This window comes from Acidovorax sp. Q11, assembly GCF_054950075.1.
This window is the reverse complement of sequence record NZ_JBUDZG010000001.1, coordinates 437,000-459,561: the sequence shown is the minus strand read 5'-3', so window position 1 is coordinate 459,561 and position 22,562 is coordinate 437,000. Positions and strand designations below refer to the sequence as shown.

General features: G+C 65.0%; 18 protein-coding genes. 14 read left to right on the top strand and 4 right to left on the bottom strand.

The annotated features are described in order from the left end of the window. Nucleotides 1–56 precede the first annotated feature (56 nt). The 4 genes from ACYZGB_RS02040 (at nucleotide 57) to ACYZGB_RS02025 (ending at nucleotide 2,768) form a co-directional block, all read left to right on the top strand. Entirely contained in the window at nucleotides 57–1,376 is a 1,320-nt protein-coding gene (locus ACYZGB_RS02040; RefSeq protein WP_462386542.1) for an AAA family ATPase, read from the top strand. Beyond that, the gene (locus ACYZGB_RS02035) at nucleotides 1,373–1,942 is read left to right on the top strand and encodes a hypothetical protein (RefSeq protein ID WP_462386541.1); all 570 of its coding nucleotides are present in this window, start codon (nucleotides 1,373–1,375) and stop codon (nucleotides 1,940–1,942) included. The genes ACYZGB_RS02040 and ACYZGB_RS02035 overlap by 4 nt, the downstream gene beginning before the upstream one ends. 190 nt (nucleotides 1,943–2,132) lie before the next feature. After that, on the top strand, nucleotides 2,133–2,291 hold the full coding sequence (locus ACYZGB_RS02030) for a hypothetical protein (RefSeq protein ID WP_462386540.1): 159 nt from the start codon (nucleotides 2,133–2,135) through the stop codon (nucleotides 2,289–2,291). 30 nt (nucleotides 2,292–2,321) lie between these two features. Beyond that, nucleotides 2,322–2,768, top strand: coding sequence for a hypothetical protein (locus ACYZGB_RS02025; RefSeq protein WP_462386539.1), 447 nt, complete (start codon nucleotides 2,322–2,324; stop codon nucleotides 2,766–2,768). Between the two features lie 69 nt (nucleotides 2,769–2,837). Here the strand turns inward: ACYZGB_RS02025 and ACYZGB_RS02020 are convergent, their stop codons facing one another. Then, a complete protein-coding gene (locus ACYZGB_RS02020; protein WP_462386538.1) occupies nucleotides 2,838–3,689 on the bottom strand; it encodes a TetR/AcrR family transcriptional regulator in 852 nt (283 codons plus the stop codon). Nucleotides 3,690–3,844: 155 nt separating this feature from the next. On the opposite strand from ACYZGB_RS02020, the gene ACYZGB_RS02015 reads away from it, so the two are divergent. The 9 genes from ACYZGB_RS02015 to ACYZGB_RS01975 all read left to right on the top strand — a co-directional run bounded on the left by ACYZGB_RS02015 (nucleotide 3,845) and on the right by ACYZGB_RS01975 (nucleotide 13,041). Next, on the top strand, nucleotides 3,845–4,708 hold the full coding sequence (locus ACYZGB_RS02015; protein WP_462386537.1) for an ABC transporter ATP-binding protein: 864 nt from the start codon (nucleotides 3,845–3,847) through the stop codon (nucleotides 4,706–4,708). Beyond that, the gene (locus ACYZGB_RS02010) at nucleotides 4,705–5,586 is read left to right on the top strand and encodes a branched-chain amino acid ABC transporter permease (protein WP_462386536.1); all 882 of its coding nucleotides are present in this window, start codon (nucleotides 4,705–4,707) and stop codon (nucleotides 5,584–5,586) included. The genes ACYZGB_RS02015 and ACYZGB_RS02010 overlap by 4 nt, the downstream gene beginning before the upstream one ends. Beyond that, nucleotides 5,586–6,623 carry a branched-chain amino acid ABC transporter permease gene (locus tag ACYZGB_RS02005; RefSeq protein ID WP_260665753.1) on the top strand — a complete coding sequence of 346 codons (1,038 nt, stop codon included), beginning with the start codon at nucleotides 5,586–5,588 and terminating at the stop codon, nucleotides 6,621–6,623. The genes ACYZGB_RS02010 and ACYZGB_RS02005 overlap by 1 nt, the downstream gene beginning before the upstream one ends. A gap of 17 nt (nucleotides 6,624–6,640) precedes the next feature. Beyond that, nucleotides 6,641–7,822 (top strand): ABC transporter substrate-binding protein, encoded by a 1,182-nt coding sequence (locus ACYZGB_RS02000; protein WP_462386535.1) that lies wholly within the window; start codon nucleotides 6,641–6,643, stop codon nucleotides 7,820–7,822. Between the two features lie 13 nt (nucleotides 7,823–7,835). Continuing rightward, the gene (locus ACYZGB_RS01995; RefSeq protein ID WP_462386534.1) at nucleotides 7,836–8,654 is read left to right on the top strand and encodes an ABC transporter ATP-binding protein; all 819 of its coding nucleotides are present in this window, start codon (nucleotides 7,836–7,838) and stop codon (nucleotides 8,652–8,654) included. Further along, entirely contained in the window at nucleotides 8,651–10,450 is a 1,800-nt protein-coding gene (locus ACYZGB_RS01990; protein WP_462386533.1) for an AMP-dependent synthetase/ligase, read from the top strand. Before ACYZGB_RS01995 ends, ACYZGB_RS01990 begins: the two co-directional genes overlap by 4 nt. Nucleotides 10,451–10,558: 108 nt before the next feature. Next, entirely contained in the window at nucleotides 10,559–11,359 is an 801-nt protein-coding gene (locus ACYZGB_RS01985; RefSeq protein WP_462386532.1) for an enoyl-CoA hydratase/isomerase family protein, read from the top strand. A gap of 166 nt (nucleotides 11,360–11,525) precedes the next feature. After that, nucleotides 11,526–12,275, top strand: coding sequence for a pirin family protein (locus tag ACYZGB_RS01980; RefSeq protein ID WP_462386531.1), 750 nt, complete (start codon nucleotides 11,526–11,528; stop codon nucleotides 12,273–12,275). 16 nt (nucleotides 12,276–12,291) lie between these two features. Further along, on the top strand, nucleotides 12,292–13,041 hold the full coding sequence (locus ACYZGB_RS01975) for a gamma-glutamylcyclotransferase (RefSeq protein ID WP_462386530.1): 750 nt from the start codon (nucleotides 12,292–12,294) through the stop codon (nucleotides 13,039–13,041). Between the two features lie 51 nt (nucleotides 13,042–13,092). Here ACYZGB_RS01975 and ACYZGB_RS01970 read toward each other — a convergent pair whose 3' ends face one another. Beyond that, the gene (locus ACYZGB_RS01970; RefSeq protein WP_462386529.1) at nucleotides 13,093–14,154 is read right to left on the bottom strand and encodes a recombination-associated protein RdgC; all 1,062 of its coding nucleotides are present in this window, start codon (nucleotides 14,152–14,154) and stop codon (nucleotides 13,093–13,095) included. A gap of 348 nt (nucleotides 14,155–14,502) precedes the next feature. Between ACYZGB_RS01970 and ACYZGB_RS01965 the strand changes: the two genes are divergently transcribed. Next, nucleotides 14,503–15,063 carry a Spy/CpxP family protein refolding chaperone gene (locus ACYZGB_RS01965; protein ID WP_462386528.1) on the top strand — a complete coding sequence of 187 codons (561 nt, stop codon included), beginning with the start codon at nucleotides 14,503–14,505 and terminating at the stop codon, nucleotides 15,061–15,063. Between the two features lie 1,049 nt (nucleotides 15,064–16,112). On the opposite strand, the gene ACYZGB_RS01960 is transcribed toward ACYZGB_RS01965, so the two are convergent. Continuing rightward, entirely contained in the window at nucleotides 16,113–21,008 is a 4,896-nt protein-coding gene (locus ACYZGB_RS01960) for an EAL domain-containing protein (protein ID WP_462386527.1), read from the bottom strand. A gap of 307 nt (nucleotides 21,009–21,315) precedes the next feature. After that, entirely contained in the window at nucleotides 21,316–22,416 is a 1,101-nt protein-coding gene (locus ACYZGB_RS01955) for a 3-deoxy-7-phosphoheptulonate synthase (RefSeq protein WP_462386526.1), read from the bottom strand. Nucleotides 22,417–22,562 lie beyond the last annotated feature (146 nt).

Genomic DNA, 22,562 nt, shown 5'->3' with positions numbered 1-22,562 from the left:
CGTTTGCTAGGCAGTTGTAAAGTCTGCCCCACCAATCTCTTCACAACACCACACCTATGCTGAAGTACCTGCATTTGAACCACGTCGGGCTGGCCCCGGATGTCCAGGTGGAATGGGCAGACCGTTTGAACCTCATCGCAGGCGATAACGGGCTGGGCAAGAGCTTTTTGCTGGACTTGGCTTGGTGGGCTCTCACCCGCACCTGGGCGGGAGCAGTGGCCCTGCCCACAGGCACCAAAAAGGCCACGATCACCTACGGGGTGCAGGGCAAGACCTCCAGGGTCACCGAAGTGCAGTCAGTGTTTCACCGCCCCGACGCCAGTTGGACGCTGCCCGCCGCCCGACCCGTGATGCCGGGCATCGTGGTCTACATCCGCATCGATGGGGGCTTCTCGGTGTGGGACCCCGCGCGCAACTATTGGCGTACCGACCCCAACCGCCCTGCGGCGTATCACTTCAAGGCCGACGAAGTGTGGAACGGGTTGGAAGTGAACGGCCAGCGGGTGTGCGAAGGGCTGGAGCGCGATTGGGTGAACTGGCAGGAAGGCCGCAAGCCACAGTTCACCGCCCTGGCCAAGGTGCTGGAGGTCATGTCGCCCCTGCAAGAGCCCCTGCGGGCGGGGCCACCGCAACGCGTGTTCATCGGCGAGGGGCGTGACCGCCCCACCCTGCTGGTGGGCAACCAGACCGTACCTGTTGCTCTAGCATCGGCGGGGGTGAGGCGCATTTTGGCGCTGGTGTACTTTTTGGTGTGGGCCTGGCACGAGCATGCCGTGGCGGCCAAGCTGCTGGGCAAGAAGCCGGAGGATCGTTTCGTCATTCTGTTTGACGAGCCCGAAACCCACCTGCACCCCCGCTGGCAGCGCACGGTGTTGCCCAGTCTGTTCAAGGCGGTGGATGAACTGCGCGGCCAGGCCAGCACCTTGCCCCAGGTGTTGGTGGCCACGCATTCGCCCCTGGTGGCGGCTTCGGTCGAGCCAATCTTTGAAGAGTCACAAGATGATTTGGTGCACCTTTCACTGCAAAACGGCGCTGTCGCCATTGAGCAAGGTGGCTGGGCGGTGCAAGGGGACGTGACGAACTGGCTGGTGTCAGAAACCTTTGGCCTGGAGCAGGCGCGCTCTAAAGAGGCAGAAGAGGCCATTGAAGCGGCAGAGGCTTTCATGCGCGGTGAAGGCCATTTGCCCAAAGGACTTGGCACCAAAGCCGCCATTCATGCACGCTTGCAAAAGCTGCTGCCTGCGGGCGACGTGTTCTGGCCGCGCTGGATTGTGAACACGCAGCTGAACACCCAGACCGCAGCACGCAAGCGGGCCCAGAGCACCGAAGCACCCAAGGCCACCCGCAGCAAAAAGAAGCCCAAGGCCAAGCCATGATTCCGGTCGCCAAAGTAAAGAAGCCCAAACGGTTTGATGCCGAGGTGCAGACGCCTGGCAACCAATGGCTCAAAGCCAGCCCCCATGCCAAGCGCCCCAAAGCCCTTTGGCTACCGTACACAAAGGACCTCAGTGACGGCTTTGCAGGCCTGTGCGGCTACGCGGCCATGCACGACCCGACCGGCGGCACGGTAGACCACTACCTAAGCTACAAAAACCACCCCGAAAAAGCCTACGCGTGGGATAACTACCGGTTTGCCTCCGGCACGCTCAACTCCTCCAAGCGCACGCTGGACGACACCGTGCTCGACCCTTATGAGGTGGGCGCTGGCTGGTTCGAAATCGAGTTGCCATCCCTGCAAATGCGTGTGACCAACGCCGTACCGGCCAGCCACCGCGCCAAAGCGGAGTTCACGCTGAAAAAGCTGAAGCTGCGCGATGGTGAGCGCGTCATTCGCTGGCGGCAGTCGTGGTACCAGTTGTTTTTAGCTGGCGAGCTGAATCTGGAGGGCTTGCGAAAAATGGCACCGCTGATTGCGCAAGCCGTTGAGAAAGCTGGTGGGTAGCCGATGTCTCCCTCATTCATGAGGGAGACATCGGGACAAACCAAGGTTCAACACGCAACGATCAACTGCCAGTCAAATCGAGGGTGCTCGGTAACCTTTTATCAGCCAAAGACTTTTCTTGGTTCCTTTGACCGGAAAGCGTCTCCGATCAAATACCCATCAAACAAAGTCAATGCACTGGGAGAGGTGCATGAGCACGTTGCCATCGAACTTCAGCTTTCTACAACCCGACTGGCCCGACCTGTTGGCCGAAGCCCGCCGTGCCGAGGCCGCTGCCCATGTCGACCCGCGCACAGCCTGCTTCTACGCCCGCCGCACGCTGGAACTGGCGGTGGCCTGGCTCCACTAGGCAGAAGTGGGCCGGAGTGGCTGCCTGCGCATGCCGTACAAGGCGGATTTGTCAGCGTTTTTGTTTGAGCCGAGCTTTCAGCAACTGGTGCGTCCCCAGCGCCGCTGGGTAGAGGCCTGGGCTGGGTCGGATGCGTGGAAGCGACCCAGCCCCGAGCAGCTGACTGAGGTATCCACCCACCTTTCCGGCCTGCCCACCGCAGTACGCGATGACGACGAAGACGCCAAGCGCTTTGACGCCATGCTGCTCAACACCCAGCTAGCCCTACTACGCACCGAGCCCGCCCTGGCGCGGCTGCAAACCAAGGTGCAGCAAATTGCCAATGCTTTGCTGAAGAAAGCCAACATCCATATGCTGACAAACACAACTCACACTGCACACGCCAAGCACCACGTGAGGTTGTTACAAGCTCAACTTAGACGGGTGCACAAGCATCAGGGATGCAAACGCAACGCCCTGCAAAACGCTATTAAATAGATAGCAATCGAGACATACCCATCGCGCGGAAGAGGCCAAAAAGCCTTGAGATCCTAGCCCCTGGAGGCATCAGGCCTTGCCGGACCGCGCCGGGGTCTTGGCCTTGACACCCCCCACCTTGCGCTGGGCGGCAGAGCCAGGCACCACCTCCGGCACAGCAGCCTGGGCAGGCCGCCGCAGCACACCGTCACACAAAGTCGCAATGCACTGCTGCGCCACCTGCTCGGCTGTGTACTCGCCGCCGGGCTGGTACCAGCGGCCGATCCAGCTCAGCGCACCCGCAATCACAAAGGCCGTGATCTTGGGGTCGCAGGGCTGGATCGATCCTTCGGCCACGCCTTCGGCCACCAGGCGGCGGAACTCCTGGTCGATGGCGGACTTGAGGCGGCGCAGCTCCTTGCGGCTTTCGGGGGGCACCTGCTCGTCGCCCACGCGGATCAGGCACATGCCGAAGTCCATGGTGACGATGCGCGCGTACACCTGCATACAGGTCATGAGCTGGTCGATGGCCTTGCCACCGGCGGCACGCGATGCCTCTATGCCCTCCAGCATCATGTCCAGACCCTGGCGCACGCACTGCAGCAGGATCTCGTCCTTGTTCTTCACGTAGTAGTACAGCGTGGGCTTGGTCACGTTCAGGCGCGCAGCGATGTCGTCGAGCGAGGTGGCGTGAAAGCCGCGCTCGTTGAACAGCTGCGCCGCCGCCTGCAGCACGGCGTTGCGCTTGGCCTCACGCTGTCGCTCGCGGTGCGATACCGGAGCCCAGGGCGAAGCTGCGGCGGGCGACGCTTCGTCGGGTGCAGCAGCCTGGGCAGGGGGCAACGGGGCTGCGGATGAGGGCTTGAGGGCCGCGCGCTGGGGGCTGCTGCCGCTCGTGCTGCTTTTGCTGCGTCGGGTCGATGCCGCTTTGGCCTGGGGCATGGGGGGCGATTCCTCGGGAAAGTACGGATGCTGAATGGGGTGGCGGCTTCCAGAATCTACTCACGAGTAAACAGTTTACGCATAAGTAGGAAATTTCTGCAGGGTTCCAGAGAAATTTCTGTCAGAAGCTGCGAACAACCCGTATTAGAAAGCCAATGGAGACAACCCCTTCCGGCCCCTTTGCTGCCACGCCCCTGCTCCAGGTGCAGGGCGTGACCCTGGCGTTTGGCGGCGTGAAGGCGCTGACCGGTGTGGGGTTTGATGTGCAGCCGGGCTCCATCACCGCCGTCATCGGCCCCAACGGCGCGGGCAAGACCTCGCTGTTCAACACCATCTCGGGCTTTTACCGGCCCAGCCAGGGCTCCATCCGCTTTCAGGGGCAGGACATCACCCGCGTGCCCGCACCGCAGCGCGCCAAGCTGGGCCTGGGACGCAGCTTTCAGAACATTGCGCTGTTCCGTGGCATGACCGTGCTCGACAACATAAAGCTGGGCCGCCACGCGCACCTCAAAACCAACGTGCTCGACGCGCTGTTCTACCTGGGCCGCGCGCGCCGCGAAGAGGCCGAGCTGCGCCGCGACATCGAGGAGCGCATCATCGACTTCCTCGAAATCGACCACATCCGCCACGCACCCGTGTCGGCCCTGCCCTACGGCCTGCAAAAGCGCGTGGAGATGGCCCGGGCCCTCGCCATGCAGCCGCAGATCCTGATGCTGGACGAACCCGTGGCTGGCATGAACCGCGAAGAGACCGAAGACATGGCGCGCTTCATTCTCGACGTGCGCGAGGAGTGGGGCGTGACGGTGCTGATGGTGGAGCACGACATGGGCATGGTGATGGACTTGTCGGACCACGTGGTGGTGCTCAACTTCGGCCAGGTCATCGCGCAGGGCACGCCCGCCGTGGTGCAAGCCGACCCCGAGGTCATCCGCGCTTACCTGGGCGCGGGCGATGTGGGCGACCTGCGCGCCAGGCTGCGGGCCGGCAGCCACCTCACCACCCCGCAGGGAGCCGCATGATGGATTGGGCCTACCTGTTTGAAATCAGCCTCACCGGCATCGCAGGCGGCGGGCTCTACGCACTGGCGGCCCTGGCCTTCGTCATGGTCTACAAGGCCACGCGCGTCGTGAACATCGCCATTGGCGAGCTGCTCATGGTCGGCGCCTACCTGTTCTTCACCTTTGCAGCCACGTTTGCGCTGCCGCTGTGGCTGGCCATTCCGGCCGCCGTGCTGGGCACGGGCCTGCTGGGTGCCGTGATCGAGCGCACCATGATCCGCCCGCTGCTGGGCGAGCCACCCATCTCCGTCTTCATGGTCACCGTGGGCCTGGCCTCCGTGCTGGTCGGCCTGGTCGAGATGATCTGGACGGCCGACCAGCGCCGCCTGCCCGACTTCATGCCCACGCAGCCCATCATGGTCGGCGACGCGTTCCTCGCGCCCAAGGTGTTCTGGGGTGCGGTGATTGCCATCGTGTTCATCGCGGCGGTGCTGGTGGTGTTCCGCTTCTGGCGCGGTGGCGTAGCCCTGCGCGCCACGGCCAGCGACCAGGCTGCGGCCTATTCCGTCGGCATCAACGTGCCGCGTGTGTTCTCGCTGGCCTGGGTGGTGTCGGCCATGATCGCGGCGGTCTCCGGGATCATCGTCGGCTCGATTGGTGGCATCTCGTCCAGCATGGGCGTGTTCGGCCTGTCCGTGCTGGTCGTAGTCATCGTGGGCGGGCTCGACAGCGTGCTGGGCGCACTCATCGGGGGCGTGCTCATCGGTTTGATCGAAGCGCTGGCCGGGGCCTACCTGGGCGGCGAATACAAGCTGCTGGCCACCTTCATCGTGCTGGTCGCCGTGTTGCTGGTGCGGCCCTACGGCCTGTTCGGCACCCACGAGATAGAGAGACTCTGATGCGCATCGGAACCCTCAAGGAAACCTACATCGCCGACGCGGCGCTGTTCGACTCGCGCACGCAAAAAGTGTGGCTGGCCGTGGGCGCCGCGCTGCTGGTGCTGTTCCCGTTCATGGCCAGCGACTACTGGCTGTACCTGGCCTGCCTGGTCAGCATCAACGTGGCCAGCGCCACGGGCCTCAATATCCTCACCGGCTACACGGGGCTGGTGAGCCTGGGACAGGCCGCCTTCATGGGCCTGGGCGCCTACACCGTAGCCGTGCTGGAAACCAAGGTAGGAACGCCCTTTGTGCTCAACCTGCTGGCCGGTGGCTTTGTCGCCATGCTGGGCGGCATCGTCGTGGGCATCCCTTCGCTGCGCGTGAAGGGGCTGTACCTGGCGATTGCCACCATTGCCGCATCGTTCATTGCGCACTTCATCTTTGCCAACTGGAAGTTCACTGGCGGCACCGGTGGCCTGAGCGTGCCGCCCGCCAAGCTGTTTGGCATGGCGCTCGACACCTCGTTCCGCCTGTACTGGCTCATCGTGCCGGTCACCCTCCTCATGCTGCTGGGCGCGGCCAACCTGTTTCGCACGCGCGTGGGCCGTGCCTTCATCGCGATTCGCGACCGCGACATCTCGGCCGAGGTGCTGGGCATACCGCTGCTGCGCTACAAGCTGCTGTCGTTTGGCCTGTCGTCGTTCTACGCGGGCGTGGCGGGCGGACTGTGGGCCTACTTCTTTCGCGTGGTCACGCCCGAGAGTTTTCCGCTGCTCATGTCCATCTTCTTCCTCGCGGCCATCATCGTCGGCGGCATGGGCTCCATCCTGGGCGGCATCCTGGGCGCGGTGTTCATGACCATGGTGCCCGAGCTGCTCAAGCTCGTGGTGGGCCTGCTGCCCGGGGGTGCGGAACTCACCGTGTTCCTCTCGCCCGTGCGCACCGTCATTTTTGGCCTGCTCATCATCGGTTTCCTCGTCTTCGAGCCCCATGGCCTGGCCGAAGTGTGGCGGCGCATCCGCCGTTTTTTCCATCTCTGGCCTTTCCGCAACTAAACCATTCAGGAGACAACATGGACACACCACACACTTCCCTCCAGCGCCGCCACCTGCTGCTCGGTGCCGCTGGCGCCGCCGCGCTCACCAGCCCGCTGTCGGTGCTGGCGCAGTCGGGCGAAGACATCGTGATTGGCGGCTCCATCCCGCTCACGGGTGTGTTCGCGTTTGCGGGTGTGGGCATCAACGCGGGCATTGGCGACTACGTGAAGATGGTCAACGACGCAGGCGGCATCAAGGGCCGCAAGCTCAAGTACGTGCCCGAGGACACGGGCTACAAGGTCGATGTGTCCGTGGCGGCCTACAAGAAGATCACCAGCCAGAACAAGGTGAACCTGTACTACGGCGACTCCACCGGTTTCTCCAAGACCATCAACCCCGAGCTGGACCGTGCAGGCACCACGCTGATGGCCGGGGCCTCGTTCGCATCCGAACTCAACGACCCTGCCAAGTACCCGAACCAGTTCCTCGTGGGCCCCGACTACACGGAGATGTTCGGCATCCTGCTCAAGCACATCGCCAAAGAGAAGCCCGGCGCCAAGGTGGCCTTTGTGTACTCCGACTCCGAGTTCGGCCGCGACCCCATCGAGAAAAGCGAGGCTGCCGCCAAGGCGCTCGGCCTGTCGGTGCCCATCAAGATCATGACGCCCGCAGGCAGCGTGGACGTGTCCACCGAAGTCATCAAGCTGCGCCGCGCTGCGCCCGACTACACCATCTTCCACGGCTACATCCTCGCGCCCATCCCCGAGTTCATCACCCAGGGCAAGCAGCAGGGCATGACCAGCAAGTGGATGGGCACCTTCTGGACCATGGACAGCTCCACGGTGATGAAGATGGGCGAGGCCGCCGATGGCTTCATGGGCGTGATGCCCTACCGCTACTACTACGACACCGAGAAGGCGCCGATGCTGGAGAAGATCCGCGCGCTGCGCCCCGAGTACCAGAGCACGGCCTACATCCAGGGCTTCCTGGCTGCCATGCTGTTCACTGAATCGGCCAAGCGCACGCTGGATGCGGGCAAGCCACTCGATGGCAAAAACCTCAAAGCCGCGCTCAACAGCATCAAGGACTTCGACACCGGCGGCCTGATCGGCGTGCCGATCACCATCAGCGGCAACTCCATCCCCGTGGGACGCGTGTACCGCGCCGACATGAAGGCGCAAAAAATGGTGGCCGCGTCTGACTGGATCAAGCTCTGACCTCGCCTTTGCCATGACCCAGCCAACCCCGGCCAACGTCCTCGAAGTCAACAACATCGAGGTCATCTACAACAAGGTGGTGCAGGCCCTGCGTGGCCTGTCGCTGGCCGTGCCACGTGGGCAGATCGTGGCGCTGCTGGGCAGCAACGGGGCGGGCAAAAGCACCACCCTCAAAGCGGTGTCGGGGCTGCTGGCGCTCGAAGATGGCACGGTGGAGAGCGGCAGCATCCACTTCAATGGCCAGCCCACAGCAGCCCTGGCGCCGCAGCAACTGGTGCGCAACGGCCTTAGCCACGTGATGGAAGGCCGCCGCGTGTTTGAAGACCTGACGGTCGAAGAAAACCTGGTGGCCGCGACCTATGCGCTCACGGGCCGCAAGGATGCAAAACCGGATTTCGACCTGGTCTACAGCTACTTCCCGCGCCTGCACGAGCGGCGCAAGGGCCTGGCCGGGTACCTGTCGGGCGGCGAGCAGCAGATGCTGGCCATTGGCCGCGCGCTGATTGCGCAGCCCCAGCTCATCCTGCTCGACGAGCCCTCGCTGGGCCTTTCTCCGAAGCTGGTCGAAGACATCTTCACCATCATCGCGCGCATCAACGTCGAGCGGGGCACCAGCATGCTGCTGGTAGAGCAGAACGCCACCGTGGCCCTGGCCGTGGCGCACCGGGGCTACATCATGGAGAACGGAAAGATCGTGATCGACGGCACGGCCGAGCGCCTGGCCAACGACCCCGATGTGCGCGAGTTCTATCTGGGCATGGGCGGTGGCGGCGAGGCCAAGAGCTTCAAGGACATCAAACACTACAAGCGCCGCAAGAGATGGCTGTCATGACGCTCCCTGACCTCACCCTGCCCCAGATGCTGCGCGAACGCGCACGCACCGACGCGGACCGCATTGCGATCCGGCAAAAGGACTTCGGCATCTGGAAGCCCTTCACCTGGGCACAGTACCACCAGCGCGCCAGCCACTTCGGCCTGGGCCTCAAAGCACTGGGCCTGCCTGCGGGCGGGCATGTGGGCGTGATCTCCGAGAACCGCATCGAATGGGTGCTGGCCCAGATGGGCGCAGGCCTGGTGGGCGCCGTGACGGTGGGCGTGTACCCCACCAGCCCCACCAACGAAGTGGCCTATGTGGTGGGCCATGCCGACATCGAGATCATGGTCTGCGAAGACCAGGAGCAGACCGACAAGCTGCTGGCAGCGCTGCCCGAGCTGCCGCGCCTGAAAAAAATCGTGGTCATGGAGACCAAGGGCCTGCGCAGCTTTGCGCCCGAGGTGCGGCAGTTCATCACCACCTTTGACGAGGTCGAGCAGCTGGGCGCAGCGTCGGGCCAACAAGCCATCATCGACGATGCTCTGGCACGCCAGCGGCTGGATGACGTGGGCCTGATGATCTACACCTCAGGCTCCACCGGCAAGCCCAAGGGCGCGATGATTTCGTACCGCAACATCCGGGGCGTGGTGCCGGGCATCGTGGACCGGCTGGCGCTGTCGCAAGGCACCACGCACCTGTCGTACCTGCCCCTGTGCCATGTGGCCGAGCAGATGCTGACCAGCTTTGTGCCGGTGTACATCGGCTCGCAGGTGATTTTTGGCGAGTCCATACGCACCGTGCAGGAAGACCTGCGCGAAGTCGCGCCCACCATGTTCCTGGGCGTGCCGCGCATCTGGGAAAAGCTGCACGCGGCCATCCACATCAAGCTGCAGGAAACCGGTGGCCTGCGCCGCGCGCTGTTCCACAAGGCCTACAACGCCTGCAAGCCGCTGGCCGACAAGCCGCGCAGCGCCTGGAGCGTGGGCGACAAGCTCACTTATGCCGCGAGCTATTGGCTCGTCTTCCGCGCGCTGCAGAACTTCATCGGCCTGCGCAATGCCCATGTGGCGCTCACCGGCGCCGCGCCCATTCCGCCCGATGTGGTGCGCTTCTTCCGCGTGCTGGGCGTGCCGCTCATCGAGGTGTATGGCCTGACCGAATCCACCGGCATGGTCACGGGCCACCGGTTGGACCATGTAGTGGTGGGCACCGTGGGCGTGCCCACGCAGGGCGTGGAACACCGCATTGCCGACAACGGTGAGCTGCAATTGCGAGGCGACATGGTGTTTGCGGGTTACTACAAGAACCCCGAGGCCACGGCCAGCAGCATCATCGACGGCTGGCTGCACACGGGCGACGTGGTGCGTGAATCGCAAGGCCAGATCCAGATCGTGGACCGCCTCAAGGACATCATGATCACGGCGGGTGGCAAGAACCTCACGCCGTCCGAGATCGAGAACACCATGAAGGGCAGCCCCTTCATCAAGGAATGCATCATCGTTGCCGAGGCGCGCAAGTTTGTCGGCGCGCTGGTGATGATCGACTACGAGACCGTGGGCAAGTGGGCCGAGGCGCGGCGCATCCCGTTTACGCACTTTCGCTCGCTGGTGGAGCACCCCGAGGTGCGCAGCCTCATCGACAACGAGATCCAGCAGGGCAACAGCCGCCTCGCGCAGGTCTCGCAGATCCGCCAATTCCACCTGCTCACCAAGGAGCTGGACCACGACGACGGCGAAGTGACCGCCACCATGAAGGTACGCCGCTCCAGCATCTACAAGACCTACGCAGCCGAGATCGAGGCGCTGTACCACTAGGAAATCTTGCAACGATCTGAACGGCCTAGGCAACATTCACCGAAGCCATTCACTATCAAAATAAGAGCTACAAACGCTTTACTGTTGCGCGCAGAGGGCTGATTTGACATGAAAAACACCGCCACCAACCCCGCCACACCGCCGTTGCTGCTGGAGCGCAACGGCGCCGTTGCCACGCTGCGCTTCAACCGGCCCGAGGCACTCAATGCCATCGACGTGCCCATGGCCAACGCCTTCCTCGCCGCCGTGCAGGCCATCGCCGCCGACCCGGGTGTGCGTGCCGTGGTGCTGGCTGGCAACGGCCGGGGCTTCATGGCCGGGGGCGACCTGGCCACGCTGCGCGCGGCCCCCGTGCAAGGCGCCATCGACATCCTCACGCCGCTGAACCAGGCCCTGTTGCTGCTCACGCAGATGAACGCCCCGGTCATCGCGCAGGTGCACGGTGCGGCCGCCGGTGCAGGTCTGAGCCTGGTGCTGATGGCCGACTATGTGATCGCTGCGGAAGGCACGCGCTTCAACCTGGCCTACATCCACCTGGGCACCAGCTGCGATGTCGGCGCATCGTGGGCCCTGCCGCGCATCGTGGGCCTGCGCAAGGCGCTGGAGATTGCACTGCTGAGCGAAGCCTTCACCGCCGACGACGCGCTGCGCCTGGGCCTCATCAACCGCGTGGTGCCCGCCGCCGAACTGGAGAGCAGCACCACGGCCCTGGCCCAGCGGCTGGCTTCCGGGCCCACCCTGGCCTACGGCGCGATGAAGCGCCTGATGCGCGAATCGATGGAGCACACCCTGCCCGAACAGCTGACCGCCGAAAAAGACGCCTTTGTGCAGTGCGCGGGCACGGAGGACTTCCGCGCAGGAGTGGAGGCGTTTCACCAGCGCCAGAGTGCGTCGTTTGCGGGCCGGTAGTTCCAAGCCAACCCGCGCACGGTTCTCACGGGCCCTTTAATGACCCCGTTTCCAGAACACTCCGTTTGCGCCCGCCCCGTTTATCCGGACAGGCCCGCCGTCTACAGTTCGCTGATGCCATCGCTCGATGGACACAAGCTTCAGCCAACACCAGGACACCTTCACCGTGATCACCGTCCGCCAAGCCGCCGACCGGGGCCGCTCCTCCACCGGTTGGCTGCACAGCGCCCACAGTTTTTCGTTTGGCAGCTACTTTGACCTGCACCACCAGGGCCATGGCAACCTGCTGGTGCTCAACGACGACACGGTGGCCCCTGGCCAGGGCTTTGGCAGCCACGGCCACCGCGACATGGAGATCGTGAGCTACGTGCTCAGCGGCGCGCTCGCCCACCAGGACAACCTGCCGCAGCGCAGCCGTCCGGACGGCGCCCCCCCTGCGCCAACGCCCCCCACCGGCATCCTGTGCCCCGGCGATGTGCAGCGCATGAGCGCAGGCTGGGGTGTGCAGCACAGCGAATTCAACGCGCTGCAGGACCAGGACACCCACTTCCTGCAGATCTGGTTCAAACCCCTGTTCACCGGCATCCGCCCCAGCTACGAGCAAAAGCATTTTCCAGCCGCAGACCGCCGGGGCCGACTCGTGCGCACGGCCTCTCGCAAGTGCATCGACGGCTCGCTCAGCATGAACGCCGACGCCACCCTCTGGGCTGGCCTGTTCGACGGCGATGCCGAAACGGCCACACAGGCCCTCGACCCCCAGCGCCTGGCGTACGTGCACGTGGCACAGGGCACCGTGCAGGTCAACGGCGTGCCACTGGCCGCAGGCGACGGCGCGCTGCTGGAGGCTGAACACCAGCTGACCCTGCAGCATGGCATCGGCGCCGACGTGCTGGTGTTCGACCTGGCCCGCCGGTAAGCTGCACCCCGCCACCATGCCCCACCCCAACGCCTTCCTCCACCTGCCCGAGCTGCAAGGCCGGCTCACCCCGGCCCACGACTCGGGCCTGCGCCTGACCGACGAGACGCTGGCCGAATGGGATGCCCAAGCCCGCAGCCAGGGCCTGCCCGCCCACTGGCGCCTGCCCGACAGTGAGGTGGAACGCTCGCGCCGCGACGTGCTCGCCACCATCACCGCGCAATCACTCGACCTGTGGGTGTTTGCCTATGGTTCGCTGATGTGGAACCCGGGTTTTCATTTCGACGAGGTGCGCCGGGCCCACCTGCCCGGGTATGGGCGCCGTTTTGCCCTGGGCACCACCATCGGCCGGGGCACACCCGACTGCCCCGGGCTGGTGCTGACGCTGGAGCCGGACGCCAGCCAGACCTGCGAAGGCCTGGCGTTCCGGATTCCCGCCCCGCAGGTCGATGCCGAATCCCGCCTGCTCTGGCGCCGCGAGATGATCACCGGCGCCTACTGCCCGCAACTGCTTGCGCTGCCCACACCCCAAGGCGAGGTGCAGGCGCTGGTTCTGGTGGCCAACACCACCCACACCCATTACCGGGGTGACCTGTCGATGCAGGCCACCGCCGCCACCATTGCAACGGCCTGCGGGCGCATCGGCAGCAACCGGGACTATCTGGAGCAGCTGGTGCGGCAGTGTGAGGTGCTGGGGATTGGGGACGGGTATGTGCACGAGCTGGCAGCGTTGGTGCGAACCGTGGCTTTCAGCGACGCCCTCTGAACCGTGCACCTGAGCGCCTGCCAGGCATACCTTGCTTAGGGCTTGATCAACTCAAAACGGCGCCGCCCCCGGATCCGTATCCACCGGAGCCTCCCGGGGCCCGGTCACCACGCCTCCACCGGCTGATTTGCGTGCGGGTGCAGAGGCAGGCACCGAAGGCTGGGGCGCGGCAGCGCCTGCTGCGGCAGTTGCCGTAGCCACGGCATCGGCCGCGCTGGCCACGCCGCTCTCCGCCTCGCCCCCCAGCGCTTCAATCAGGTCGGGGATCAACTTGACCAGCTCGCCCGTGGCAATCGCCACGTCGGTGTCAAAACCGCCGTCGTCGGCCTTGGTGCCTTCGAACACGGTGTCCAGGAACGACACCTTCTTGATCTGCAGGCCTTCGGTGAGCATGAAGCTCACGCGGTCGTCCCAGGTGAGGGCGAGTTTGGTGGGCAGCTTGCCTGCGTCGATGTGGGCCTGCACCTCCTCAATGTCCAGCGGGTGGCGGGCGTAGCGCACCACGGCTTTTTCTTCGTTGGCACTTTTGAGTTCGCACTCGCGGTCCACCGTGAAACCCACGGGCGGCTCCTGCTCCTTGAGCCAGTGGGACATGGCCGCTTGTGGGCTGGTCTGGGTGTTGATGAGCGATACCGACAGGCCGGGCAGCGACTCGACCAGCAACGTGACCACCTCGTCAGCGCGGCCCTGGCTGGCCGTATCGAGCACCAGGAGGCGCGATGCGGTGTCGATCCACACCCACATCGAGCCCTGCTTGGTGAAGGCCATGGGCAGCAGGTCGAGCTTGGCCTCGTCTTTGAGCTCCTTGCTTTCCTTCTTGCCGGGCTTGCGGCCGGTTTCCTGTTCGATGCGTTCGGCCTTTTCCTTGACCTTGCGCGCCAGCACGCTGCCGGGCAGCACCTTGGATTCGACCATGAAGCGCAGGATCCACTGGCCCCCGACCGATTCGGCCAGCGGGCCGTGTGCATCGCCGCGTGGCGGCACCCAGCCCAGGGATTTTTCCTGCGTGGCGCCACATTCCATGAAGGGCGCCTTGGCCAGCGCCTCTTCGACCTGCGTCAATTCCACCTGCCATTGCGGAGCAATGCGGTACACGATCATGTTCTTGAACACGGAAAACCTCTTGTTGGGGGCGTTGGTGAATAAACAAGCAAACGGGGTAGCAACCCGCCATTGTCGGCTGTCGCCACCCGGGGCCCGGTGCAGGCCCGCCGGGGTTGCTGCTTGACATCCGTCAAAAGCTATTAATTTGATAGCTATAAAGATTTATCCATAGCGCGGAAGGCGGCATTTTTACCATGATTTTCTAGGGGAAGAAGCCGCCCACCGATGGAGCTTCTTGTCACAACTTTACACAGCCTCATCCAACACGCACGGCCGCGTTACATGCGGGGCAGACACTGGCCTCAATCGCTGAAACGGTCGTTGCAGCGAGCCAACCCCCGTGAAAGGACACCCACCATGGCATCCCCCTTCCAACGCCGCTTTGCTGCCACCGCCCTGCTGGCGGCCCTGGCCCTGCCCGTTCTGGCGCAGCAGCCGCCCGCCACGCCTCCTGCCGCCTCGGCCAAGGCCCCCGAGGGCCGGCACGAGCGCCGCCACGGCGACCACGCCCAGCGCCATGCCAAACACCTGGCCGAACTCAAGGCCCAGCTCAAGCTGACCGCCGCCCAGGAACCCGCCTGGACCACCTTCACCGCCGCCCTGCAGCCCGGCGAGCGCCCCGCCCGCCTGGACCGCCAGGACATGGACAAGCTCACCACCCCCGAGCGCATTGACCGCATGCGGGCCCTGCGCGCCCAGCATGCTGCCGAGGCCGACCGCCGGGGCGAGGCCACCAAGGCCTTCTATGCCGCGCTGACGCCCGAGCAGCAAAAGACCTTTGACACCCAGGCGCACCGAGCACACCGCATGGGTGGCATGAAGGGGGGCGAAGGCCGCCACCATGGTGGTCACGGTGGCCCTGGCGAACGCCACCACGGCGGCGCGGGTGGCAAGCCCGGCCCAGCACCCGCCCAGTAAGACACCAACCAGCGGCCAACGGCTGCATCCCCGCCCGCCCGGCGTCCTTCCACGGACGCCGGGCTTTTTTTCGTCCCAGCAAACGCCCTCCAGGCCCCGGCAGCCCCAAAAAACAGGGCCAGCGCCCCAGATTGTGGATAAGTCTGGGAAGAGTTCTGGCACAACCGGGCAGTTATCCACACGAACAACCGCTGCCGCAAAGTTGTTGTACCTGGGCCCCGCGCTTTGTGCAGCCCGCCGCACAGACTTTGCAGCGACGCAAACCCGCGCCAGCATTCAGGAAAAAGCGCTTGTCCACAGAAAGGGGGTCACTCTATTACTACTGCTATTTATATATAGAGCTATCAAAGAATAACCAGAACCCCAACTCCAGGGCCCCTCGAAGATCCTTGCACATGGGAAGTCAGCAGTGGCCCGGCGGGCTGGTGGCAAAAAAAGGGAGAACGGGTTCCGCGCGGCGATCCGATCGGTCGGGGCCGGTCAGGACGGGCGTGTGCCTGGCGCGGGGGAATGCAGAGTGTCTGGTTGCGCAGAAAGCCAGATTGCTATCAATTGAGTAGCTATAAGTGCTTATCCATTGAGCGGTGAAAGGCATTCTGACTGGATTTTTTGCCACCCCGGCGCCCGGTGCGTAAAACTGGGGATAGTTCTGGCACAAGCGCAGAGTTATCCACAGAAACCGGCGACGGCTGGCTTTTGTCCCCGTTGTCGCGACAGCGGGAGCAGGGATTGGTACACAGAGTTGGCAGGTGGCTAAGTGCGCGCCCAGGCTGCAGAAAAACCAGTTGTCCACAGCAAGGGCCACCCCTTACTACTACGACTTTGTATTTATAAAAGATATAAGAAGAAAGACAGGGAACAACTCCCGGGCTGCCGGGGCGGTGCTGTGCGGGTCCCAACCCAAGGGCCTTTGCAGCCTATGGATGGTCGGCCGTCGGCTTGGCGATGGCCCAGGCGCCCTCGGAAAGCAAAAAACCACAGCCTTGGCTGTGGTTTTATCCAGGTTCCGTAAAAGGAAAAGCGAGGAAACTGCCCCGGGGGCAGGCTGCTTACGCAGCCGGAGTGCGCAGGAAGGCGTCCAGGAGGTCCACAGACAGGGGGCGGCTGAACAGGTAGCCCTGGTAGAGCAGGCAGCCTGCGCGGGCCAGCAGCTCGCGCTGCTCGGTGCTTTCCACGCCTTCCGCGATCACTTCCAGGCCCAGGCTGCGCGACAGGCCGATGATGGTGTCCACAATCGCCGCGTCGTTGGGGTCGGTGAGCAGGTCGCGCACAAAACTCTGGTCGATCTTGAGCTGGTTCAGCGGCATGCGCTTCAGATAGCTCAGGCTGGAATAGCCGGTGCCGAAGTCGTCCAGCGAGAAACCCACGCCGTAGCTGCGCAGCGCCTCCATGGTGGCGATGGTGGTTTCCATGTCCTCCACCAGCACACTTTCGGTCAGCTCCAGCTTGAGCTGGCCCGACGGGGCCCCCGTGATGGCCAGTACCCGGGCCACGTCGTCCACAAAACTGGCGTGGCGGAACTGGCGCGAACTCACGTTCACGGCCATGGTCAGGTGGGCCAGGGCCGGGTCTTGCTGCCAGCTGGCCAGCAGCTGGCAGGCGTTGTGCAGCACCCAGCGGCCCAGGGGCAGGATGAGCCCGGTTTCCTCGGCCAGCGGGATGAACTGTGCGGGCGAGACCATGCCGCGCTGCGGATGGGCCCAGCGCACCAGCGCCTCCACCCCCACACACTGGCCGGTGTGGCGCATCTGCGGCTGAAAGTGCAGCAAAAATTCGTCCTGCGCCAGGGCCGAGCGCAGGTCGGCCTCCAGCGCGGCGCGGGCCGTGACCACGGCCTGCATGTCGGGGTCGAAAAAGCGCAGCGTGTTACGCCCTGCGGTCTTGGCCTGGTACATGGCCAGGTCGGCCTGCTTGAGCAGTTCGCCCACGCTGGCCAGCTCACCCGTGAACTCACCGGTGAAGGGCGCAATGCCGATGCTGGGTGTGCTGCGGTACTGGTAGCCTGCCAGCGCATAGGGCACGGCCAGCGTGGTCAAGATCTTTTCGCCCACGCTGCGGGCGTGCATGGCCAGTTCGTGCGGCTTGGGGCTGAGTTCTTCAAGCATCACCACAAACTCGTCGCCCCCCAGTCGCGCCACGGTGTCTACCGCACGCACGCAGGTGTTCAGGCGCTGCGCCACCTGCTGCAGCAGCAGGTCGCCCTGGTCGTGGCCTAGGGTGTCATTGAGCTGCTTGAAGTTGTCCAGGTCGATGAACAGCAGTGCACCTCCCTGCTGGCGCCGCTGCGCGGCGGCCAGGGCCTGGTGCATGCGATCCATGAGCAGCATGCGGTTGGGCAGGCCGGTGAGCGCGTCGTAGAACGCCAGGCGCTGAATCTCGCGCTCGTTGGCCTTGCGCTGGCTGATGTCGGTGTTGATGGCCAGGATGGACTGCGACTCCCCTTCCTCACCGCGCACCAGCGTCCAGCGGCCCTCGACCTCGATGGTGCTGCCATTGCGGTGGCGTTGCACCAGCTCGCCTGTCCACTCACCCTGCTCCAGCACCGTTTGCGTGGCGTGGCGGAAATGCGTGGGGTCTTCGTAGAGCAGGGTCTCGATGGACTGGCCCAGCGCCTGCAGCTGCGACCAGCCGTACAGCCGCTCGGCGCTTTTGTTCCAGAAGATGATGCGGTTTTCCAAATCTCGCACCAAGATGGCGTCCTGCGCCTTGTCCAGCAGCGAGGCCTGGTGGCGGATGCGGGCATCGGCCAGCTGGCGTTCGATTTCGGCAGAGGCGCGCGAGGCAAAGATCTGAAGCGTGGAGATGATGAAGTCGGTTTCGGCAATTGCCTGGCGGAACAGCACGAATACGATGCCTACCACCTCGCCGTTGGCATTGCACAGCTGCTGGCCCGCATAGCCCCGTGCGCCCACCATGGCCAGTACAGGCGCTTCGGGGTATAGCTGCTGCACCTTGTCGGCTACCACATGGGTGCGCTGCGACATCAGCAGCAGGCTGGGGGTGCCTGCCAGGGGGTATTCGCCGTTGGGCAGCATCTGCCCATCGAGCACAGCGGCCAGCGTCACCACGCGGGGCGGCTGGCCCTGGGCCGTGGCGGGCAGCAGCCGCACCACACAGCCCCCCTGGGCATCCAGGGCATCGGCCATGTTGCGCACCAGCTGCACAAAAAACTCGGTGCCCGTGCTGGCCGACACGGCCGCCGCCACCTTGAGCACCGAGGCCTGCAGCCGCTGCTGGGCCTTGTGCGCGCGCAGGCTGGTGATGCCAAAGGCCAGGTCGCTGGCCAGCTCTTGTAGCAGCGCGGCTTCCTCAGGGCTGATCTGCAGGATGTCGGGCGCGTACAGGTAGAGCAGGCCAAACGCCCGGTCCTGGTCGCGGCGCTGCAAAGGCAGGCAGATTACGCCATGGAAACCGTGGTCCAACATGCGCTCGGGCCAGTCGGAAAAGTTGCCGTCGGTGCGGATGTCCTGCACGATTACCGGCTGGCCTGAGCGGATGGCCATGCCCGCCGGGCCGCGCCCGTAGGGGTCGTCGGCCGACCAGGACAGGTGCAGGTTCTCCAGGTAGTTCTCGTTGTAGCCCGCGTGGGCCACAGGCTGGATGGACTTGCGTTCATCGTCCAGCGCGAACCCGACCCAGCCCATGCGGTAGCCGCCGATGTCCACCGCAATCTGGCAGATGGCTTGCAGCAAGGCTGTTTCGGAGGTGGCACGCACAAGGGTTTCGTTGCAGGCGCTCAAGAGGCGCTGCGCGCGGCCCATGCGCGCGAGCTCACGCTCGGTGCGCAGGCGCTCGGTCACGTCGGTGGCCAGCACCTGCCGGGCCGGGCGGCCGTTGAAGCTGATGCTGCCCGCTGTGATTTCCACGTCCATGAACGTGCCGCCCTTTTTGACATGGCGGCTGATGACCGGCTTGTTGCGCTGGTCCATGGGGATGGCATCAATGGACGTGCGGATGGCATCGCGCCGCTCGGTCGGCCACAGGTCGGTCATCTGCATGGTCAGCAGCTCGGCCTCGGTGTAGCCGTAGTGGGTTTCCATCGACCGGTTCACGGCCATCAGGTGCTGCGTTTCCTTGTCGTACACCCACATCGGGTGCGGGTGCTCGTCGAAGAGCATGCGGTACTGCAGTTCGGACGCGTGCAGCTGCCCCGCCACATGGCGCAGCTGCACCATGGCACCCAGCGACTCGGTGAGGATCTCCAGGTGCGCCACGTCGCGGCGCGAGAACGCGTTGGTCTTGTCCGAAGTCACCTTGAGTGAGCCCACGATGGCGTCGCCGCTGCGCAGCGGCACGGCCATCACCGACCGCACGCCGTGGCGGTGCGGCATCGAGGCCATGTCCCAGCCCTCAGCCTCGGTGTCGTTGCACACCACGGTCTGGCCCTGGCTGAGCGCGGGCCAGAGCAGGCTCTGGTCTACAGAAAGCAGGTTGCCTACGGGCCGTACATGGTCGCCCGCCGAGGCCTGTGCTACCAGCTGGCGGCCCTGCAGCAGCTCCACCATCGCTCCGCGCGCCCCGGTCTGGCGCAGCACTGTGCTAGCCACCAGCTGCAGTACTTCGGGCAAGGGCATGTCCAGCGACGAGATGCGCTGCTGCACCTGCAGCAGCTCGGCATGGTTCTGCGCATCGCGCTGGGCATCCAGGTCGGCCAGCTTCTGAGCGCTGATGTCGGTCATGCCGCCCACCATGCGCACCGCCTTGCCCTGCAGGTCGCGGATCAGAAAACCCCGGTCCAGCACCCAGGCGTAGCTGCCGTCGCTGCGGCGAAAACGGTATTCGTCCGACCAGTGGTGGGCCGTGCCTTCGATGGCTGCGTGGATTCCGTCCAGTACCGTGTCGCTGTCGTCGGGGTGCAGCCGCAGGGTCCACGAGGTGCTGTCGGGGGGCAACTGGTCCAGCGGCACGCCAAACAGGTTCTGCATGCCCTCGTTCCACCACATCGCATCGGTGTGCAGGTTCCAGTCCCACACGGCATCGGCCGTGGCGCGCGACACCAGGTGAAAACGCTCTTCGCTGAACTGCCGCACCTGGTGGGCCTGGTGCTGCGCCGAGATATCCTGGAACGCGCCCTGCACGCGCACGATGCGCCCCTCGGCGTCTTGCACCGCCTGGCCCGTGGTGCGAACCCAGAAATGCCGTGCCGCTGGCGTGACGAGTTCGGCCTCCAGGTCGAACGGCGTGCCGTGGCGGACGCAGTTCTCGAAGGCCATCGTCATGGCCCTCTTGTGGGGCGGGCGGTACAGCGCCAGGATCTGCTCCACCGAACCCACACGCTCGGTGATGCCGAAGGTGGCGGCGATTTCCTGGGACCAGTTCAGCTGCCGGCTGGGCAACTCCACAATCCAGCCGCCAATGCGTGCGATCCGCCCGGCCACCCGCAGCGTTTCGCTCTGGGCCAGCATCTCTGCGTGCATCTGGTCGCGCTGCTGCGCCAGCTCGCCCAGCAACTGCTTCTGGCGCCGCAGCTCCAGCTGCATCATGGTCTGCTCGGCCAGGATGCGCAGGCCCTCCAGCTGCTCGGGCGACAGGTTGCGCGGTACGGAATCCAGCACCGCCAGGGTGCCCAGCGCAAACCCCTCGTTCGTCACCAGGGGTACGCAGGCGTAGAACCGCACATGGGGCTCCTCCAGCACCAGCGGATTGTGGGAAAAGCTGGGGTCGAGCCGGGCATCGGGCACCACGCGGGGTTCGCGGCGGCCGCTCAGGGCATGGGCGCAGAACGCAATCGCGCGGTCGGTTTCGCGAAAAGGCACACCCACAGTGGCCTTGAACCACTGGCGCTCGTGGTCCACAAAGTTGACCACCGCCATGGAGCAGTGGCACACCTGTGCCGCCAGCTTGGCCAGCTGGTCAAAGCTTTCTTCGGCCGGGGTGTCGAGGATGGCGTAAGACTGCAGTGCCTGGAGCCTGGCGGCTTCTGCGGTGGCTTGCGCTGATGGCATGGTCGTCAGGCAACCACGGTGCCCAGGCGCGTGCACTGGCATCGCCGGGCCAGGGCGACCGGGGTGGGTAGGCAGGCGCAGGGCAGCGGGAACAACAAGGCAATCGGGCAGCAGATGGGCACTGGCTCAATGCCGGCACCGCAGTGAAAAATCCAGGGGCAGGAACCCCAAGGGTCGAAAGGGCAATGCTACACCGCACAGGCACCCCCCGCCAGGGCACTGCATGGGGGTTTGCCCCAAATGCAGTGGACCCCTGCATCCCTAGGCCCCGCAGGCCTCGCCCACCCTCGGTGTGTGCCCGTTGCTGTCAGGGCCGGGCGCGGCGGGCACGCACGGCGGCGGCCAGGCTTTCGAGCACCGGCACCGTCTGCGCCAGGCTGATGCAGGCGTCGGTCACCGACACGCCAGGCGTGAGCGGCTGGCCCGCCACGATGTCCTGGCGGCCTTCCTGCAGATGGCTTTCGATCATCAGGCCGGTGATGCGTGCATCGCCTGCGGCAATCTGCTGCGCCACATCGCCTGCCACCGTGATCTGGCGCTGGTGCTGCTTGCTGCTGTTGGCGTGGCTCACGTCAATCATCACCTGCTCGCGCAGGCCCGCGGCCTTGAGCACGGCGCAGGTCGCGTCCACATCGGCGGCGCTGTAGTTGGGCTGCTTGCCGCCGCGCAGGATCACGTGGCAGTCGTTGTTGCCACGCGTCTCGAAGATGGCCGCCTGGCCCATCTTGGTCATGCCCATGAAAGCGTGCGCGGCGCTGGCCGCCTGAATGGCATCGCTTGCCACCTTCACGCCCCCATCGGTGCCGTTCTTGAAACCCACGGGGCACGACAGGCCGCTGGCCAGCTGGCGGTGGCTCTGGCTCTCGGTGGTGCGCGCACCAATCGCGCCCCAGCTCACCAGGTCGCTGATGAACTGTGGCGACAGCAGGTCCAGGAATTCGGTGCCCACCGGCAGGCCCAGCGCCAGCACATCCAGCAGCAGCTGGCGCGCCAGCTCCAGGCCTTCGTTGATGGCAAAACTGCCATCCAGGTGCGGGTCGTTGATGTAGCCCTTCCAGCCCACCGTGGTGCGCGGCTTTTCAAAGTACACGCGCATCACGACGAGCAGGTCGTCCGCCAGCGCGTCGGCTTGCACCTTGAGTTGGCGCGCGTAGTCCATGGCCTGGCCATGGTCGTGGATGGAGCACGGCCCCACCACCACGATGAGCCGGTCGTCCTGCCCGTGCAGGATGCGCGAAATGGCGGCGCGGCTGGTCTCGACCAGGGTGAGCGCCGCATCGGGCGTGGGCAGCCATTCCTGCAGCAGTGCAGGCGTGATCAGCGGGCGCACGGCCTTGATGCGCGTGTCATCGATGCGTGTCGTGTCGTGGGTGGAAATGGGGGTGGCGGAGCGGTGTGCGTGGGTCATGGTGGCCCCGATTGTCGCGGAGCCGCCGTTGCCTACTGGCCAAGGATGTGGTCACACGGCCCGGAACCGGCGCGGCCCAGGCCAGTGACGCAGAGCAAGGGCCGCCCCGCAGCGAGTGCGTCGTCCCCCTCAGGGGGAAGGCGCCG

Excerpts from the sequence above, each read along its gene's own strand:
- ACYZGB_RS02040 (WP_462386542.1), top strand. The coding sequence starts at position 57 with ATGCTGAAGTACCTGCATTTGAACCACGTCGGGCTGGCCCCGGATGTC.
- ACYZGB_RS02035 (WP_462386541.1), top strand. The coding sequence starts at position 1,373 with ATGATTCCGGTCGCCAAAGTAAAGAAGCCCAAACGGTTTGATGCCGAG.
- ACYZGB_RS02030 (WP_462386540.1), top strand. The coding sequence starts at position 2,133 with ATGAGCACGTTGCCATCGAACTTCAGCTTTCTACAACCCGACTGGCCC.
- ACYZGB_RS02025 (WP_462386539.1), top strand. The coding sequence starts at position 2,322 with ATGCCGTACAAGGCGGATTTGTCAGCGTTTTTGTTTGAGCCGAGCTTT.
- ACYZGB_RS02020 (WP_462386538.1), bottom strand. The coding sequence starts at position 3,689 with ATGCCCCAGGCCAAAGCGGCATCGACCCGACGCAGCAAAAGCAGCACG.
- ACYZGB_RS02015 (WP_462386537.1), top strand. The coding sequence starts at position 3,845 with ATGGAGACAACCCCTTCCGGCCCCTTTGCTGCCACGCCCCTGCTCCAG.
- ACYZGB_RS02010 (WP_462386536.1), top strand. The coding sequence starts at position 4,705 with ATGATGGATTGGGCCTACCTGTTTGAAATCAGCCTCACCGGCATCGCA.
- ACYZGB_RS02005 (WP_260665753.1), top strand. The coding sequence starts at position 5,586 with ATGCGCATCGGAACCCTCAAGGAAACCTACATCGCCGACGCGGCGCTG.
- ACYZGB_RS02000 (WP_462386535.1), top strand. The coding sequence starts at position 6,641 with ATGGACACACCACACACTTCCCTCCAGCGCCGCCACCTGCTGCTCGGT.
- ACYZGB_RS01995 (WP_462386534.1), top strand. The coding sequence starts at position 7,836 with ATGACCCAGCCAACCCCGGCCAACGTCCTCGAAGTCAACAACATCGAG.
- ACYZGB_RS01990 (WP_462386533.1), top strand. The coding sequence starts at position 8,651 with ATGACGCTCCCTGACCTCACCCTGCCCCAGATGCTGCGCGAACGCGCA.
- ACYZGB_RS01985 (WP_462386532.1), top strand. The coding sequence starts at position 10,559 with ATGAAAAACACCGCCACCAACCCCGCCACACCGCCGTTGCTGCTGGAG.
- ACYZGB_RS01975 (WP_462386530.1), top strand. The coding sequence starts at position 12,292 with ATGCCCCACCCCAACGCCTTCCTCCACCTGCCCGAGCTGCAAGGCCGG.
- ACYZGB_RS01965 (WP_462386528.1), top strand. The coding sequence starts at position 14,503 with ATGGCATCCCCCTTCCAACGCCGCTTTGCTGCCACCGCCCTGCTGGCG.
- ACYZGB_RS01960 (WP_462386527.1), bottom strand. The coding sequence starts at position 21,008 with ATGCCATCAGCGCAAGCCACCGCAGAAGCCGCCAGGCTCCAGGCACTG.
- ACYZGB_RS01955 (WP_462386526.1), bottom strand. The coding sequence starts at position 22,416 with ATGACCCACGCACACCGCTCCGCCACCCCCATTTCCACCCACGACACG.